The sequence below is a fragment of the Acidovorax sp. GW101-11A03 genome (assembly GCF_059424825.1).
The window spans coordinates 51,162-66,061 of record NZ_JBWKZU010000032.1; the positions used below are offsets into that span (position 1 = coordinate 51,162).

Below are 14,900 nucleotides of genomic sequence, written 5' to 3' on the forward strand. Positions count from 1 at the left end.
CGCCGCACCATGCGCAGACCGTCAACCTTGTTCGAACTGCATCTCGGTGCCGGCCAGTTCCAGCCGGTCTCCATGCTTGAGCGGCACAGGAGACGTGCCGATGGAGGCGCCGTTGAGCAGCGGCATTTCTGGGCCCTCCACATGGGCCAGCACAAAGCCATGATGGCGCTTGGTAATAGACGCAACGGCCACGCCGGGTTTGCCAATGGTTGTGACGACCTTTTGCAGAGACACTTCACGCCCTGCTGCTGCACCTGACATGACGCGGATCAAGGCGGCGATGGGCGCCGGAGCGGGCGCTGCCGGGGCAGGCCGTGCCGCCGCGCCCACAGGGGGCACCATGCCCGGCTTGAAGATCATGGTCTTTTCGAAGTTCTGGCCTTCGGCTTCCTGCAAAAAACGAATCTTGTACTTGCCCACTTCAATCGTGTCGCCATTGCGCAAATCCTGGCGCTTGACGGCTTTGGCATTCACATAGGTGCCGTTGGTGCTGCCCAGGTCTTCGATCTCGACCTCGTGTTCTGCCATGTGGATCACGGCGTGTTCCCCGCTCACGGCGAGGTTGTCGATCACGATGTCGTTGTACGGGCGTCGGCCGAGCGTGGTCCGCTCCTTGGTCAGTTGCACTTCCTTGATGACGACCCCGTCGATTGAAACGATCATTCTCGGCATGATCCACTCCTGATGTGATGAATTGTTGTGGTTTGGGCCATTCAGACGGCCCCTAGCAATCGGGACATAAGGCCGCGCTTCTTGCCTCCCGCAGCGGCCTGCACCAGCAGCACGCTCACGTTATCACGCCCGCCGTTCGCGTTGGCGGTGTCGATGAGCAATGTGGCTTTTTCTTCCAGTGGGAGTGGCGCGCGCACCATCTCCGCCAGGTCGGGGTCGGGCACCATGTCCGTGAGGCCATCCGAGCACAGCAGAAAGAGATCATTCGCAGCCACCTGGAACTCGTTGACTTCCATCATGACGTTGGGCTCCACGCCCAGGGCACGGGTCACCAAATTGCGGTTGGACGACAGCGCCGCCTGCTGGGCCGTCAGCAGGCCGGCATCGATCTGCTCCTGCAACCACGAGTGGTCCCGCGTGATTTGCTGCAATGCGCCATCTCTCAGCCGGTAGCAGCGCGAATCGCCAATGTGCCCAAGGATGAGGCGGCTGCCATGGAACACGGCGACGACCAGCGTGGTTCCCATGCCGGCATATTGGGGGTTCGACAGCGATGCACCCAGGATGGCGTGGTTGGCATTCTCCACGCAGATTTCGAGCGCACGCCGCACATCGGTGGATTGGGGCGTGGTGCCCGCCTGGGCCAGCCAGCGGGCCATTTCGGTGCGTATGAAGGTGGTGGCCATGCCGCTGGCGACCTCCCCGGCGTTGTAGCCACCCATGCCGTCTGCGAGTATGGCGACTTGCGCTTCGCGATCGACCGCCACCGCATCTTCGTTGTTGGTGCGCACCCGGCCCTTGTCGGTCCGCGCGAAAAATTCGTAGGTCATGGGTGTGTGGGCGAGCGTCATTGGGCGCCTGAAACGGGCGGGGCTGACGCTCCCCGCACGGCGGGGGGATCCATCACGGTTTCCTGAAAATCCGTCATCTCATGCCCTGTTGCATCGCGGTCCGCATCATAGACCACTGTTTCGGGCGCGGGCGGGCTCTCGGCGCCGGCTGCTCCAGCGGCAGCCTGCCGCAGATCGGCGGCAAACTGGCGGCCTGTCTGGTAGCGGGCCTCCGGGCTTTTTTGCAGGGCCAGTGCCACCACCCGGGCGACGGTGGGAGAGAGGTCGGGGCGCAACTCGCGGATATCTGGTGCGTCCACACTGGCGATCTTGTGCATCAGCTCGGTCATGGAGGCGCCCCGCAGCGGAAGGGTGCCAGTCAGCAACTGGAACAGTGAGATGCCCAGCGAATACAGGTCCGACCGTCCGTCCACCTTCTTCCCGGCGAGCTGCTCCGGCGACATGAAACTGGGGGTGCCCAGCACCAGCCCCGTGCGGGTCTTGCTGGAGTCGGTAATGCGCGCAATGCCAAAGTCCGTCACCTTCACCGCGTGGGTGGCGCTGTCAAACATGATGTTGGCAGGCTTGATGTCGCGGTGTACCACGTTGTGGGCATGGGCGTAGTCCAGCGCATCGGCCACACACGCGGCAATGGACAGCACGGTGGGCACGGGCAGCAAATGGTCCTTTGCGCAGGCATGTGCCAAGTCCCGGCCTTTGAGGAACTCCATCGCGATATAGGCCAGGTCATGCTCTTCGCCCGCATCGAAGATGGTCACGATGTGGGGGTGCTGCAGGCGCCCGGCCGTCTCGGCTTCGCGGAAGAACCTGGCCCGCGCATCGATCAGCGCATCGCCCTCGAACTCCTGGCCCAGGGCCAGGGTCTTGATGGCGACGACACGCCCGATCTTGGGGTCGCGCCCCAGGTAGACGACGCCCATGGCCCCTTTGCCAATTTCCCGGTCGATCTGGTAGCGCCCCAGCATGGGCACGCCCAGCGTGGCGTCGCCGGGGAGCCGTGGGCTGGCAGTGGTGCCCTGTGGGGGAACGGACGCAGGCTGGCTGTTGGGGCCGCCGCTGTCGGCCTTGGCGCGTGCCCGCTTGTAGCGGCTGCGCGTGTCTTTGTACTGCCGGTTGTGCCGCAGGATGTGCTCGTACACCGCCTTGGCCTTGGCAAAGTTGCGTTTGCGTTCAAAGTCTTCGGCCAGGTGGTACAGGTTGTCCAGCAAGGCGTCGCTGGCGGGCACTTTGCGCAGGCGCTCGAACGCCATGTCCAGCTGACCTTGCCCGTGCAGGGCCAACCCCATCATCCGGTCTGCTTCTGCGGCTTCCGCCGACGGTGCGCGGCCCCGGCCGTTTTTCCATCCGAGCAGCAGGCTCGCGACGATCCCCGCCGCGAGCCCGGTGGCAGGCAGCGCCAGCGCAACCCACAGGCCCGCGTAGTGCAGCAGTCCCCACCCGGCGGCTGCGAGTGCCAGCACCAGCGCCGCACCAGCACCCAGCGCCACAGCCGCCCGCACCCGGTGGGCCAGCAATGCCACGTACAACAGCGCGCCTGCCGCTGCCAGTCCCGATGCCCAGGGGCCCCAGGCGGGTTCCTGCACGCCGAGGCCCAGCCGGATGGACGACACGGTGCGCGCCAGCGTCTCAACGGGGTACAGCGTGCCCTGCCCCCCCTGCGGCGCCAGTGACTCGCTGGTGCTGCCCACCAGCACAATCTTGCCCTTGAAGGTGCTCGCAGGCGTTTTGCCGTCGAGCACGCTGCTGAAGGAGTGCGTGGGGAATGCCGGGCTGTCTCCCGGCACCGTTTGCACACGGGGGTGCATCACGGCGGCGGCATCTGTTGCAATGTGCAGCCCTCCCAGGCGCAACCCGGGGGGGGTATCCTGGATGTGCAGATCACTCGCACCCAGATGAAGGCTGTGCTGGGCCGCCAGCAGCGCGAGCGCAGGAATCCCGGCGTTGTCGTAGCGCAAAAGCAGGGGTACCCGGCGGATTTTTCCATCCTCGTCTGCCTCTGGATACAGGTGGCCTACGGCAGCGGCAGAGGTCCCCAGGCTTCCAACGGGGTGCTGCGCTGACTGGACAGGCTTGGCGAAGGTGCCGGGGTCCGGCAGCGTGCTGCGGCGCACCTGGGACGGAAGTGCTGTGGGCGTGCCCGCGGAGGCATAGCGCGATGCCAACAGCACATTGCCTGCACGCTGGATGGCGCTGGCCAAGCGGGCATCCGTGTCGAGCACCTGATCGGCGTCGGCAGCAATGCGGCTGAGTTCAGTGGCCAATGGGCCGGTGTCGCCGGAAGCGGCGAGCAATTCACGGATCTTGCGCACATGGCCCAGGGCCCGCTCACTCTGGGGCTCTGTGAAGTAGGCGGTGTGGACGATGGTCTTGGCGCCGCTGGCTGCGAGCTGATCGATCAGTCGCGCATGGATGTCACGGGACCAGGGCCAGGGGCCCAGCGCGGCCAGGCTCGTGTCGTCAATGTTGACAATGGCGATCTCAGGGAGGGGCGCGGGGGTGGTGGTGCGGATGGCCGCGTCATACAGCGCAAGATCGAGCCGCTGGGCAAGGCCCGTGACCACGCACAGGGCTACTGCCGCCAGCCCCGCCAATGCGCTCCAGAAGCCATCGGTACGCCACACATTCAGTCGCCGTGCCGAGGATTTTCTGCCCACTTGCTCTTGTTCCACTCAGGTATTGAGCCGTCATTTAAGCAATAACTGCGCCCAGGTCTTGGGGCTGAAATTTTGCGAATTTTTGTAACGAACAACGCTGTGGGAATGCTGCCTGTGCCGTTCTTGTCGCGTCTGTGGCTTGATGTTTGGCGGAGATGCCATTTTTGTCACATTGAATGATGCTTGCTCCCGGCGTGGGAGAACCTGCCGCCACGTTGGCTTGGGCGCAAAAGGGCAAAAAAAAGCGCCCGAAACCGAGGTTCCGGGCGCCTGGAGCCACTGCGCATTCGCCCCTTTGGCGGCGGCCATGCAGAGCGCATGGCCGTTGCCGTGGGCGAAGCGTGACTTACTTCAGCTGGGCCTTCAGCAGCTTGCCCAGTTCCGATGGGTTCCGTGTGATCACGAAACCGGACTCTTCCATGATGGCCAGCTTGGCGTCGGCCGTGTCGGCGCCGCCAGAAATCAGGGCGCCTGCGTGGCCCATGCGCTTGCCGGGAGGAGCGGTCACGCCAGCGATGAAGCCCACCACGGGCTTCTTCATGTTGGCCTTGCACCATTGGGCGGCTTCGGCTTCGTCTGGGCCACCGATTTCGCCAATCATGATCACGGCATCGGTGTCTGGATCGTCATTGAAGGCCTTCATCACGTCGATGTGCTTGAGGCCGTTGATGGGGTCGCCACCAATGCCCACGGCGCTCGACTGGCCCAGGCCGACTTCGGTCAGCATGGCCACGGCTTCGTACGTCAGCGTGCCCGAACGGGACACCACACCGATGCGGCCCTTGCGGTGGATGTGGCCGGGCATGATGCCGATCTTGATTTCGTCAGGCGTGATCAGGCCGGGGCAGTTGGGGCCCAGCAGCAGGGTCTTCTTGCCGCCAGCAGCTTCCTTGGCCTTCATCTTGTTGCGCACCATCAGCATGTCCTTGACCGGAATGCCTTCAGTGATGCAGATGGCCAAGTCCAGGTCGGCTTCCACGGCTTCCCAGATGGCGTCCGCAGCACCTGCTGGAGGCACATAGATCACTGACACGGTAGCGCCGGTCTGCTGGGCAGCTTCCTTGACGGAGGCATAGATCGGGATGTTGAAGATGGACTCGCCAGCCTTCTTGGGGTTCACGCCTGCCACGAAGGCATTCTTGCCGTTCGCGTATTCCTGGCACTTCTCGGTGTGGAACTGGCCCGTCTTGCCCGTGATGCCCTGGGTGATGACCTTGGTGTCTTTGTTGATGTAGATCGACATGTGTGTTCTCCGGGCTTACTTGACGGCAGCAACGATCTTGGTCGCAGCTTCGGCCATGGTGTCTGCAGCGATGATGGGCAGGCCGGACTCGGCCAGCATCTTCTTGCCCAGCTCTTCGTTCGTGCCCTTCATGCGCACGACCAGCGGCACGTTCAGGTTCACGGCCTTGCAGGCGGTGATCACGCCGGTGGCGATGGTGTCGCACTTCATGATGCCGCCGAAGATGTTGACCAGAATGCCCTTGACCTTGGGGTTCTTGAGCATGATCTTGAAGGCTTCGGTCACCTTCTCGGGGGTGGCGCCGCCGCCCACGTCCAGGAAGTTGGCGGGCTCGCCGCCGAACAGCTTGATGGTGTCCATGGTGGCCATGGCCAGGCCAGCGCCGTTCACCAGGCAGCCGATGTTGCCGTCCAGGCTGATGTAAGCCAGGTCGAACTTGGAAGCTTCCACTTCGGCGGGATCTTCTTCGTCCAGATCGCGGAAGGCGACGATTTCGGGGTGGCGGAACAGGGCGTTGGCGTCAAAGTTGAACTTCGCGTCCAGGGCCATCAGGTTGCCCTTGGAGTCGCAGTTCAGCGGGTTGATTTCCACCAGCGACGCGTCGGTATCCATGTAGCACTTGTAGATCTTGGCGAAGATGTCTACGGCCTGGTCGATGGAAGCGCCGGTCAGGCCGATGGCTGCCGCCACCTTGCGGCTTTGCGCTTCGGTGATGCCGACCAGTGGATCGATCATTTCGGTAACGATCTTCTCGGGCGTGGAGTGGGCCACTTCCTCGATGTCCATGCCGCCTTCGCTCGAAGCGATCAGGGCGACCTTCTGCGTGGCGCGGTCGGTGACCAGCGACACATACAGCTCGTTCTTGATGTCGGCGCCGTCTTCGATGTACAGGCGGCGGACCTTCTGGCCTTCTGGGCCGGTCTGGTGCGTGACCAGCTGCATGCCCAGGATTTCGCTGGCGCGTGCCTTCACGTCGTCAATGGTCTTGGCAACCTTCACGCCGCCGCCCTTGCCACGGCCACCGGCGTGGATCTGGGCCTTCACGACCCACACGGGGCCGCCGAGCTTCTGGGCTGCTTCGACGGCTTCTTGTACCGTGAATGCGGGAATGCCACGCGGAACGGGCACACCAAAATTGCGCAAGATTTCCTTGCCTTGGTATTCGTGAATCTTCATGAGGTCTCTCTCAGGGAAGGGTGGTAGTTACCCGTTTACCATGAACAGTTGTCTGGCCGCGGGCTTGGGACATGGCAACCCGCGACTGTATCATGTTGCAACGCACCATCCCATGTGCTTAGTACGTACATCCCCTTACCATCGGGCCGCAGCCCGGTTGTTGCACACGAAGGAACATCCATGTCCAAAGTCTTCATTGATGGCGAAGCCGGCACCACGGGCCTGCAGATCCGCGAGCGCCTGCAGGCCATGCCGCAGATCGAGCTGGTCAGCATCGCGCCCGAGCTGCGCAAAGATCCAGCAGCCAAGCGCGACCTGATTGCGGGTGTGGATGTGGTGGTGCTGTGCCTGCACGACGATGCCGCGCGCGACACCGTGGCCATGGTGGACGAGATCGAGCGCAGCTCGGGCCGCAAGGTCAAGGTGATCGACGCCAGCACGGCCCACCGCACGGCCGATGGCTGGGTGTACGGGTTTCCAGAACTCGCGGCATCGCAAACACAGGCAGTGCGTGATGCCGCCCGTGTGTCCAACCCCGGCTGCTACGCCACGGGCGCGATTGCCATCCTGCGTCCGCTGGTCGATGCGGGCCTGATCCCTGCGGACTACCCCTTGAGCCTGCCCTCGGTGTCGGGCTACTCCGGCGGCGGCCGCACGATGATCGAAGCCTACGAGGCAGGCACTGCAGCGCCTTATGAGGCCTATGCGCTGGGCCTGTCGCACAAGCACATTCCCGAAATCCTGCGCTACACCGGCCTCACACGCCGCCCCGTGTTCATTCCTGCCGTGGGCAACTTCCGCCAGGGCATGCTGGTGCAGTTGCCGCTGCACCTGGACCTGCTGCCGGGCGCCCCCAAGGCCAGTGACCTGCACGACGCACTGGCCAGCCACTACAGCCGCACCAATACGCCCGAGCAGTGGGTGAGCGTGTTGCCCCCCACTGATGACCTGAAACTGGCCGCCGACACGCTGACCGATACCAACAAGCTGGAACTGCGTGTGTTTGCCAACGAGCAATACCGGCAGGCCGTGGTCATTGCGCGTCTGGACAACCTGGGCAAGGGCGCCAGCGGCGCTGCGGTGCAAAACCTCCAGCTGATGCTGGGCGTTTAGCCCCCCAGAGCGCACCGGGAAGTGGGGCGAGGGCCCTGCTTGTTGGCGGTGCGCTCAGCCCCCGCCAGACTCGTCGGCGCCCAGCACGGCGCGCCGCGCAACATCCCCTGAGAACCCCCGCGCCAGCAAAAAGCGCATCTGCTTGGCGCGGGCCTGCGGGTCTGCGGCGGGCTCGCCAAACTTGCGGCGCCACACTTCGCGGGCGCGCTCCAGTTCACTGTCCTGCAACTGGGCCATGGCCTGCTGCACTGCGTCGGCACCCAGGCCTTTGGACTGCAGCTCCTGCCGGATGCGCGTTGCGCCCAGGCGGCCTGCGCGGCGGTTCAGCACCGACTCCACCACCCGCGCCTCGCTGATGAAATCGCGTGCCTGCAGGTCGTCAAGCAGGGCGTGGAGGTCATCGCCCTCCTCCGCATGCGGGGCCAGCTTGCGCAGCAACTCGGCGCGCGAGTGTTCGCGCTGGCTCAGCAGCCGCAGTGCGCGCCCTTTGAGCGACAGCGTGGTGAAGCCCATGGTGATGGATTATCAAAATTGATAGCAAACAGTGCTTTGCTATTGGGCGGCGAAGCCCTTTTGGGGCTCAATTTTTTGATGTCTGACTTGCCGCCAAACCCTTGCGGGCTTCGTTCTGGCGGCATGGCAGCTGTGTTTGACTTACGCCTCGTCTGCAGCGCTGGCTTGCGTCAGTGCTGCAGGCAACAGGGCGATGCCCAGTTGCTCCCGCACTTTGTTTAAGTGAAACTGCAGTGCTACTCGGCTTACGCCTCGTCTGCAGCGCTGGCTTGTGTCAGTGCTGCAGGCAACAGGGCGATGCCCAGTTGCTCCCGCACTTTGTTTTCGATTTCTCGGGCCAGGTCCGGGTTCTCGCGCAGAAACTCGCGCGCGTTGTCGCGGCCCTGGCCGATCTTCTCGCCGTTGTAGGCATACCAGGCACCGCTCTTCTCCACGATCTTGGCGGTGACGCCCATGTCGATGATCTCGCCCTCGCGGCTGATGCCCTCACCGAACAGGATGTCGAACTCGGCCGTCTTGAAGGGCGGGCTCACCTTGTTCTTGACCACCTTGACCTTGGTTTCGTTGCCGATGGCTTCGTCGCCCTTCTTGATGGTGCCGGTGCGGCGGATATCGAGGCGCACCGAGGCGTAGAACTTGAGCGCGTTGCCGCCGGTGGTGGTTTCGGGGCTGCCGAACATCACGCCAATCTTCATGCGGATCTGGTTGATGAAGATGACCATGCAGTTGGTCTTCTTAATGGTGGCGGTGAGCTTGCGCAGCGCCTGGCTCATCAGACGGGCTTGCAGGCCGGGCAGCGCGTCGCCCATCTCGCCTTCAATTTCGGCCTTGGGCGTGAGGGCGGCCACCGAGTCCACGATGATCAGGTCCACGGCGCCCGAGCGCACCAGGCTGTCCACGATTTCGAGCGCTTGCTCGCCCGTGTCGGGCTGGCTGATCAGCAGGTCGGACAGTTGCACACCCAACTTCTGGGCGTATTGCACGTCAAGGGCGTGTTCCGCATCGACGAAGGCGCAGGTGCCGCCCTGCTTTTGCATCTCGGCCACCACCTGCAGCGTGAGCGTGGTCTTGCCCGACGATTCCGGGCCATAAATTTCCACCACGCGGCCCCGGGGCAGGCCGCCCACGCCCAGGGCAATGTCCAGGCCCAGCGAGCCGGTGGACACCACCTGGATGTCCTCAATCACCTCGCCTTCACCCAGGCGCATGATGGTGCCCTTGCCGAACTGCTTCTCGATCTGGGCGAGCGCAGCGGCCAGGGCCTTGGCCTTTTCGGTGTTCACGGGCAATGCGGGGTTGGTGCCTTTGACTGCGACGTCCATGGGAAAACTCCTTGAGAAACAATGGGTTGGGTGTTTGCATGGCTCTGCAATTAATCACAGGCTGGATGCTTGAACAGTAGTTTATGCGAGCCGTCTTTTGTTCTTCAAGGATAATTTGGTCAGTTTGCCTGACAATTTGGGAATGCCTGATTCGCTCGCTTCATCCCCTGCCGAAGACGGCTGGCGCCAGACCCACCTGGGGCGCCTGCTGGGCCACGCCATGCGCCGCTTCGACGCGCGGGTGCTGCAGCTCATGGCGCACAACGTGGAGGTGCCGCTGGCCCTGTCCAACCTGGCCGCGCGCGACCAGGTGACGGCCGCCCATGTGCACATCACGCGCCACCTGGCGCTCTCGGGTGACCGGCTGACCGACCTGGCCCAGCGCGCGGGCATGACCAAGCAGGCCATGGCCAACCTGGTGGACCAGTGCGAGGCCTGGGGGCTGGTCACGCGCGAAGCCGACCCTCTGGACGCCCGTGCGCGCCGCGTGTGCTTCACACCCGTGGGGCTGGCCTGGCTGCAGGCCTTCCGCGATGCCGTGGCGCAGGCCGAAGCCGAGTTCCGCGCCGAGGTCGGCAACGAGGTGGCCACCGTTGTCACCATCGGGCTGGAGGCCTACGCGGGGGGGTAGGCGCTTTCGCGCCGCGCGGCCTGTACCAGTGCTGCCGGGTCCAGGCGCAGCGCCTTCAGCGTGCGCGTAGCCACGCCTTGTGGCGCGGCTGCGACCAGCGCCACCACATGCGCGCCCAGCAAAGGGCCCGGCTGGCCTTTGCGTGCGTGGGCCAGTGCCTGCACCAGGCTCTGGCCAGAGGGCTGGGCGTGGAAGGCCCGGGGCTGTGGCGCCGTCAGAGGGCTGGCGGGCGGCATATCGGCCTGGATGCCCGCCTGGGCCAATGCGTCGCGGTACTGCTGCTCGATCGCCGCAGGGATGGCATCGGGATTGGCGCCGATGCGCTCGAAGGCGCGGCGTGCGGTGCCATCGGGCAGTTCGATGGCTGCCAGCAGGAAGTGCTCAGCGCCCGGCCGTGGCTGCCCCTGGGCCCGGGCGTGGTGCTCGGCGCGTGTGAACAGCTGGCGCAGGGTGCGCATGTCCTGCAGGCGTTGGCGGATGCGTTGCAGCATGGAGAGGCTCCTTCAATGCGATCAAGGGTGGGTGGGGCGCGCGACCTGGGCGGCCAGGCGCTTGTGGGCCGCCTGTTTGCTCACGCCCAGCGCCTGGGCGATCTGCGCCCATGACCAGCCCTGCTCCAGCGCAGCGGCCACTGCACTGGATTCCAGCCGGTCGGCCATGAGGCGCAAAGCCACCACGGCCGCCAATGCGGCCTCGGGGTGGTCGGGCGAGGGAAGCGGGGATGGGGGCGGCGCTTGCATTTGTCAACTATAGTTGACGAGCGCAAAATGTGTCAACTTTGGTTGACGAACTGCGCGCTGTGGTCTGGACCCGGAGAGGGACGCGGCCTCGTTTCCCGGTACTGATCCTGCCCCCTTTCAATCAGGGCTGTTGCTGGCGCTCAACAACGGTGCAGCCGGGGGCGCCACCGGCTGCGCACAGGCCAGCAGCCACTGCCGAAAACACTGCAGCGCGTGCAGCTGCGTGCGCCCCTCGGGGTAGCAGAGCCAGTAGCCCACGGTGCTGGAGTAGCCGCCGCGCTGCGGTGCATCGGCCAGGGGCTCGCGCACCAGGCCGGCGGTGATCTCGTCCTGCACCAGGCAGCGCGGCACCAGCGCCAGGCCCATGCCCGCCATCACTGCGCGGATCATGGTCTGGAACTGGTCGAACTGCGGCCCGGCCAGCGGGTCGATGTGACCCGGCACGCCATGGGTTTCGCTCCAGCGCAGCCAGGCCTCGGGCACGGTCACATGGCGCAGCAGGGCGTGGCGTGCCACGTCGCGCGGGGTGTGGATGGGCCAGTCGGCCACCTTGCTGCGGGGGGCAATCAGCGCCACGTCGTGGCCCGTGATGTAGTGCGCGTGGGCACCGGGCCAATGGCCGTCGCCGAACAGGATGGCGCAGTCCAGCTCGGGCCGGTCGAAGTTGTAGCTGTGCATGTAGGGCACAAAATGCAGCGTGACCTGCGGGTGCTGCTGCTGGAACTGCGGCAGGCGCGGGATCAGCCACTTGGCGGCGAAGGTGGGCAGGCTGGACAGGTGCAACGCGCCACCGCCGTCGTCGCTGGTGATCAGCTCCAGCGTGGCCGCCTCCAGCTGCGCCAGAACCGCGCGCACGGCCTTCTCGTAGCGCTCGCCTGCCGGGGTCAGCGCCAGGCGCTTGCGGCTGCGCTCGAACAGCGGCACGCCCACCCAGCCCTCCAGCTCCTTGATCTGCTTGCTCACTGCGCTTTGTGTGAGGTGCAGGGCCTCGGCAGCGCGCGACACGCCGCCAAACCGCGTCACGGTGGAGAACGCCCGCAGCAGGTGCAGGGGCGGGGCAAGGCGGCGCAGGGACGACATCGTAAGTAATCAAATCATTCCAACTTGGAATGTTATCAGGCATATCCATTGCTTGGTAGAGCGCACCAATTCACTTAACCTCAATGCACCTCATAGGAGAATTTTCAATGCAACGCCGTCGCCTGCTTTCTGCAATGGCCGCTCTATCTTTCGCTCCAGGAATATCCTTGGCGCAGGAGGGCAAGCCACTGCGCCTGGTCGTGCCCTTCCCTCCCGGCGGCGCGACCGACATCACGGCCCGCAGCCTGCAGGAATCGCTGGCCCGCATCCTCAAGCAGCCCGTGGTGCTCGACAACCGGGGCGGAGCCGGGGGCTCCATCGGCATGGCCGAAGTGGCGCGCGCCCCGGCCGACGGCCTCACCATCGGTGTGGCCACGCTCTCCACCCACGGCGTGAACCCCGCTGTGTACAGCAAGCTGCCCTACCACCCCACCAAGGACTTCGTGGGCGTGACCGAGATCGTGAAGGCCCCTGGCGTGATCGTGGTCAACCCGGCCGTGCTGCCGATCAAGGACTTTGCCGACCTCGTCAAATACCTCAAGGCCAACCCCGGCAAGGTGTCGTACGCCACGCCGGGTAACGGCACCATCGGCCACATGTGGGGCGAGCTGTTCAAGAGCAGCACGGGCACCTCGATGGTGCACATTCCCTACCGGGGCGCAGGCCCGGCCGTCAACGACGTGCTGGCGGGCCAGGTGGCGGTGTATTTCGACCAGGTGGCCTCGTCGCTGCCGCATGTGAAATCGGGCAAGCTCAAGGCGCTGGCCGTGTCCTGGCCCGAGCGGCTGGATGTGCTGCCCGAGGTGCCCACCTATGCCGAGCTGGGCTACAAGCAGGCCAACGAACCCTCGTGGTTTGGCCTGGTGGCCCCGGCCGCCACCCCCGCTGCGGCGGTAGACCGCATCCAGCAGGCTGTTGCCCAGGCGCTCAAGGAGCCCGCCGTGCGCGAGCGCCTGGCAGGCCAGGGCCTGTATCCCTCGGGCACCACGCCCAAGGAGTTCACGGCCCAGATCGGCAGCGAGATCGACAAGATGAAACGCGTGGCGGCCTACGCCAAGATCGCCCTGGATTAACCCGGGGCGGGCCTTGTTCCGCAGGGACAAGGCCCGCCCGGTGGGCAGGGGCCTCCCCTGCCCGGCCGTGAGCCGGACGCCGTGGTCCCTGAGGGATAACCATGGCCTGATTCCGGTCTGGGTGGCTAGGCCAGCCGCCCCACTTTGCGCACACTCTGCCTATGCATGCAGCCTTGAGACTGATCCATCACCGATTCCAGCAAGCCCAGCCTGGCGAAACCGGCTCGCCAGGGCTGGCCACCCAACCCTCCAGCACCGCCACCGTGACTGCGGTGCCCGGTAGCACACCGCTGGTGCTCGACTCGCCCCACAGCGGCACCCGGTACCCCGACGACTTTGGCTCCGCCCTCGACCTGGCTACTCTGCGCCGGGCCGAAGACACCCACGTCGAAAAGATCTACGCCTTTGCCCCCGCGCTCGGCGTGGCCTGGGTCGAGGCCCATTTCCCCCGCATCTATCTGGACGCCAACCGCGATACCACCGAGCTGGACACCGGCCTGCTCGACGGCGACTGGCCCGACCCCATCTCCACCGACCCCAAGGTGCTCAGCAAGGTGCGCCTGGGCAAGGGACTGATCTGGAAATTCACCGACCAGGGTGAGCCCATCTACCAGCGCCAGCTCACCGTGGCCGAGGTGCGTGCGCGCATCGACCGCTGCTGGCGTCCGTACCACGCCGCCGTGGCGCAGGCCATTGACGCGGCGCATGCGCGCCATGGCTACAGCATCCACCTCAACTGCCACTCCATGCCCGCCGTGGCCGGGCGCTTTGCCACCGAGTTCCCGGGGCTGGAGCATGCCGACTTTGTGGTGGGCGACCGGGACGGCACCACCGCCAGCCCGGCGCTGTCGGCGCTGATCTGCGAGCACCTGCGCGCGTGCGGCTACAGCGTCGAATACAACCACCCCTACAAGGGCGTGGAGCTGGTGCGCCGCTACGGCCACCCGGCGCAGCACCGCCACAGCATCCAGGTCGAGATCAACCGCAAGCTCTATATGGACGAGCAGACGCTCGCCCAGATGCCTGAGGGCATGGCGCGGCTGCAGGCGGACCTCAAGACCCTGGTGCAGAGGCTGCTGGCACACGATCCGCGCTGAGCACCCGGCGCGGGCCCGGCGGGCTCAGGCCACCAGCGTGGAGACCCCTTCGTAGAGCAGGCCCATGCTGTCCGCCGTGGCGATATTGCTGTGGGCCAGGCCCGCGCGCGAACCATCGAGTGCGACCACCGACAACGCCTGAAAACCCGCGTCCTGGCCGTTGTGCAGCAACCAGCCCGTGCCGTGCACCGCGTGCACCAGCCAACCCAGGCCATAGCGGCCCGCGGGGGCATGCCCCAGGTCCTGCAGACCCTTCACGTAACTGCGGGGCAAGGGGGTGGCGTCGCCGCGCAATGCCTGCAGGTGCCACTGCAGCCACCGCGCGTCCTCCTCCACCGTCAGGCTCACGGCGCCTGCCGGGTCCAGGATCTCCAGCCACACACGTTCCGGCGCCTCGGCCAGGGGCAGGGGCTGCAGCCGCCCGTCCAGGATTTCATGCCCGGCGGGCTGCTGGCTACCGGCACGCATCGGTTCTCCCACAAAGAGCGAAAGGCCCAGGGGCTGGGCCACGCGCTGGCGCAGCAGATCCGCCCACCCCAGGCCCGTGGCCGCGCGCAGCATGCGGGCCGCCAGCGCATAGCCTGCGTTGGAGTAGGCAAAGCCCGGGTCCGCGCCCGTCCCACGAACGGGCGGCTGGCGCAGCAGCCACTGCAGGAAGAACGCCTCTGCCTCCGCAGGTTGCTGCAAGCGCGCCAGCACCTCGGGGCCCACTGCATTCACGAACAGGTCCACGTC

General features: G+C 65.5%; 15 protein-coding genes. 4 read left to right on the top strand and 11 right to left on the bottom strand.

Going from position 1 to position 14,900, the window contains the following annotated elements:
- Nucleotides 1-21: 21 nt before the first annotated feature.
- From AC07Z7_RS14635 to sucC, 5 genes are all read right to left on the bottom strand, one after another.
- Entirely contained in the window at nt 22-672 is a 651-nt protein-coding gene (locus tag AC07Z7_RS14635) for an FHA domain-containing protein (protein ID WP_494766677.1), read from the bottom strand.
- Nucleotides 673-713: 41 nt separating this feature from the next.
- Nucleotides 714-1,502, bottom strand: a complete 789-nt coding sequence (locus AC07Z7_RS14640) for a Stp1/IreP family PP2C-type Ser/Thr phosphatase (RefSeq protein WP_094289547.1) — start codon at nt 1,500-1,502, stop codon at nt 714-716.
- A 17-nt stretch (nt 1,503-1,519) separates the two neighbouring features.
- Entirely contained in the window at nt 1,520-4,144 is a 2,625-nt protein-coding gene (locus AC07Z7_RS14645) for a CHASE2 domain-containing serine/threonine-protein kinase (RefSeq protein ID WP_494766678.1), read from the bottom strand.
- 379 nt (nt 4,145-4,523) lie between these two features.
- Nucleotides 4,524-5,420 carry a succinate--CoA ligase subunit alpha gene (gene sucD, locus AC07Z7_RS14650; protein ID WP_015016294.1) on the bottom strand — a complete coding sequence of 299 codons (897 nt, stop codon included), beginning with the start codon at nt 5,418-5,420 and terminating at the stop codon, nt 4,524-4,526.
- A gap of 15 nt (nt 5,421-5,435) precedes the next feature.
- The gene (gene sucC, locus AC07Z7_RS14655; RefSeq protein WP_209816811.1) at nt 5,436-6,596 is read right to left on the bottom strand and encodes an ADP-forming succinate--CoA ligase subunit beta; all 1,161 of its coding nucleotides are present in this window, start codon (nt 6,594-6,596) and stop codon (nt 5,436-5,438) included.
- Between the two features lie 180 nt (nt 6,597-6,776).
- Between sucC and argC the strand changes: the two genes are divergently transcribed.
- Nucleotides 6,777-7,709 carry an N-acetyl-gamma-glutamyl-phosphate reductase gene (gene argC, locus AC07Z7_RS14660; protein ID WP_494766679.1) on the top strand — a complete coding sequence of 311 codons (933 nt, stop codon included), beginning with the start codon at nt 6,777-6,779 and terminating at the stop codon, nt 7,707-7,709.
- A gap of 54 nt (nt 7,710-7,763) precedes the next feature.
- Here the strand turns inward: argC and recX are convergent, their stop codons facing one another.
- Nucleotides 7,764-8,222, bottom strand: a complete 459-nt coding sequence (recX, locus tag AC07Z7_RS14665) for a recombination regulator RecX (protein WP_494766680.1) — start codon at nt 8,220-8,222, stop codon at nt 7,764-7,766.
- 245 nt (nt 8,223-8,467) lie between these two features.
- Entirely contained in the window at nt 8,468-9,544 is a 1,077-nt protein-coding gene (gene recA / locus AC07Z7_RS14670; protein WP_494766681.1) for a recombinase RecA, read from the bottom strand.
- A gap of 142 nt (nt 9,545-9,686) precedes the next feature.
- Between recA and AC07Z7_RS14675 the strand changes: the two genes are divergently transcribed.
- A complete protein-coding gene (locus AC07Z7_RS14675; protein WP_494766682.1) occupies nt 9,687-10,175 on the top strand; it encodes a MarR family winged helix-turn-helix transcriptional regulator in 489 nt (162 codons plus the stop codon).
- Here AC07Z7_RS14675 and AC07Z7_RS14680 read toward each other — a convergent pair.
- From AC07Z7_RS14680 to AC07Z7_RS14690, 3 genes are all read right to left on the bottom strand, one after another.
- Nucleotides 10,160-10,666 (bottom strand): Clp protease N-terminal domain-containing protein, encoded by a 507-nt coding sequence (locus AC07Z7_RS14680; RefSeq protein WP_094289575.1) that lies wholly within the window; start codon nt 10,664-10,666, stop codon nt 10,160-10,162. The genes AC07Z7_RS14675 and AC07Z7_RS14680 overlap by 16 nt on opposite strands.
- 21 nt (nt 10,667-10,687) lie before the next feature.
- The gene (locus tag AC07Z7_RS14685) at nt 10,688-10,915 is read right to left on the bottom strand and encodes a helix-turn-helix domain-containing protein (protein WP_094289577.1); all 228 of its coding nucleotides are present in this window, start codon (nt 10,913-10,915) and stop codon (nt 10,688-10,690) included.
- A 117-nt stretch (nt 10,916-11,032) separates the two neighbouring features.
- A complete protein-coding gene (locus AC07Z7_RS14690) occupies nt 11,033-11,995 on the bottom strand; it encodes a LysR substrate-binding domain-containing protein (protein ID WP_252658063.1) in 963 nt (320 codons plus the stop codon).
- Nucleotides 11,996-12,102: 107 nt separating this feature from the next.
- Between AC07Z7_RS14690 and AC07Z7_RS14695 the strand changes: the two genes are divergently transcribed.
- Together AC07Z7_RS14695 and AC07Z7_RS14700 are read left to right on the top strand one after the other, a co-directional pair.
- A complete protein-coding gene (locus tag AC07Z7_RS14695) occupies nt 12,103-13,068 on the top strand; it encodes a tripartite tricarboxylate transporter substrate binding protein BugE (RefSeq protein WP_494766683.1) in 966 nt (321 codons plus the stop codon).
- Between the two features lie 161 nt (nt 13,069-13,229).
- Complete coding sequence (locus tag AC07Z7_RS14700; RefSeq protein WP_494766684.1) at nt 13,230-14,165, top strand: N-formylglutamate amidohydrolase; 936 nt, start codon at nt 13,230-13,232, stop codon at nt 14,163-14,165.
- 24 nt (nt 14,166-14,189) lie between these two features.
- On the opposite strand, the gene AC07Z7_RS14705 is transcribed toward AC07Z7_RS14700, so the two are convergent.
- A partial coding sequence (locus AC07Z7_RS14705; RefSeq protein ID WP_494766685.1) for a serine hydrolase occupies nt 14,190-14,900 on the bottom strand: 711 nt, incomplete at its 5' end.

Bases quoted from the DNA above. Each gene is read 5' to 3' on its own strand.
- AC07Z7_RS14680 (WP_094289575.1), bottom strand. From the start codon at position 10,666: ATGCTGCAACGCATCCGCCAACGCCTGCAGGACATGCGCACCCTGCGC.
- AC07Z7_RS14640 (WP_094289547.1), bottom strand. From the start codon at position 1,502: ATGACCTACGAATTTTTCGCGCGGACCGACAAGGGCCGGGTGCGCACC.
- recA (WP_494766681.1), bottom strand. From the start codon at position 9,544: ATGGACGTCGCAGTCAAAGGCACCAACCCCGCATTGCCCGTGAACACC.
- sucD (WP_015016294.1), bottom strand. From the start codon at position 5,420: ATGTCGATCTACATCAACAAAGACACCAAGGTCATCACCCAGGGCATC.
- AC07Z7_RS14685 (WP_094289577.1), bottom strand. From the start codon at position 10,915: ATGCAAGCGCCGCCCCCATCCCCGCTTCCCTCGCCCGACCACCCCGAG.
- AC07Z7_RS14635 (WP_494766677.1), bottom strand. From the start codon at position 672: ATGCCGAGAATGATCGTTTCAATCGACGGGGTCGTCATCAAGGAAGTG.
- sucC (WP_209816811.1), bottom strand. From the start codon at position 6,596: ATGAAGATTCACGAATACCAAGGCAAGGAAATCTTGCGCAATTTTGGT.
- AC07Z7_RS14690 (WP_252658063.1), bottom strand. From the start codon at position 11,995: ATGTCGTCCCTGCGCCGCCTTGCCCCGCCCCTGCACCTGCTGCGGGCG.
- AC07Z7_RS14675 (WP_494766682.1), top strand. From the start codon at position 9,687: ATGCCTGATTCGCTCGCTTCATCCCCTGCCGAAGACGGCTGGCGCCAG.
- AC07Z7_RS14700 (WP_494766684.1), top strand. From the start codon at position 13,230: ATGCATGCAGCCTTGAGACTGATCCATCACCGATTCCAGCAAGCCCAG.
- AC07Z7_RS14695 (WP_494766683.1), top strand. From the start codon at position 12,103: ATGCAACGCCGTCGCCTGCTTTCTGCAATGGCCGCTCTATCTTTCGCT.
- argC (WP_494766679.1), top strand. From the start codon at position 6,777: ATGTCCAAAGTCTTCATTGATGGCGAAGCCGGCACCACGGGCCTGCAG.
- recX (WP_494766680.1), bottom strand. From the start codon at position 8,222: ATGGGCTTCACCACGCTGTCGCTCAAAGGGCGCGCACTGCGGCTGCTG.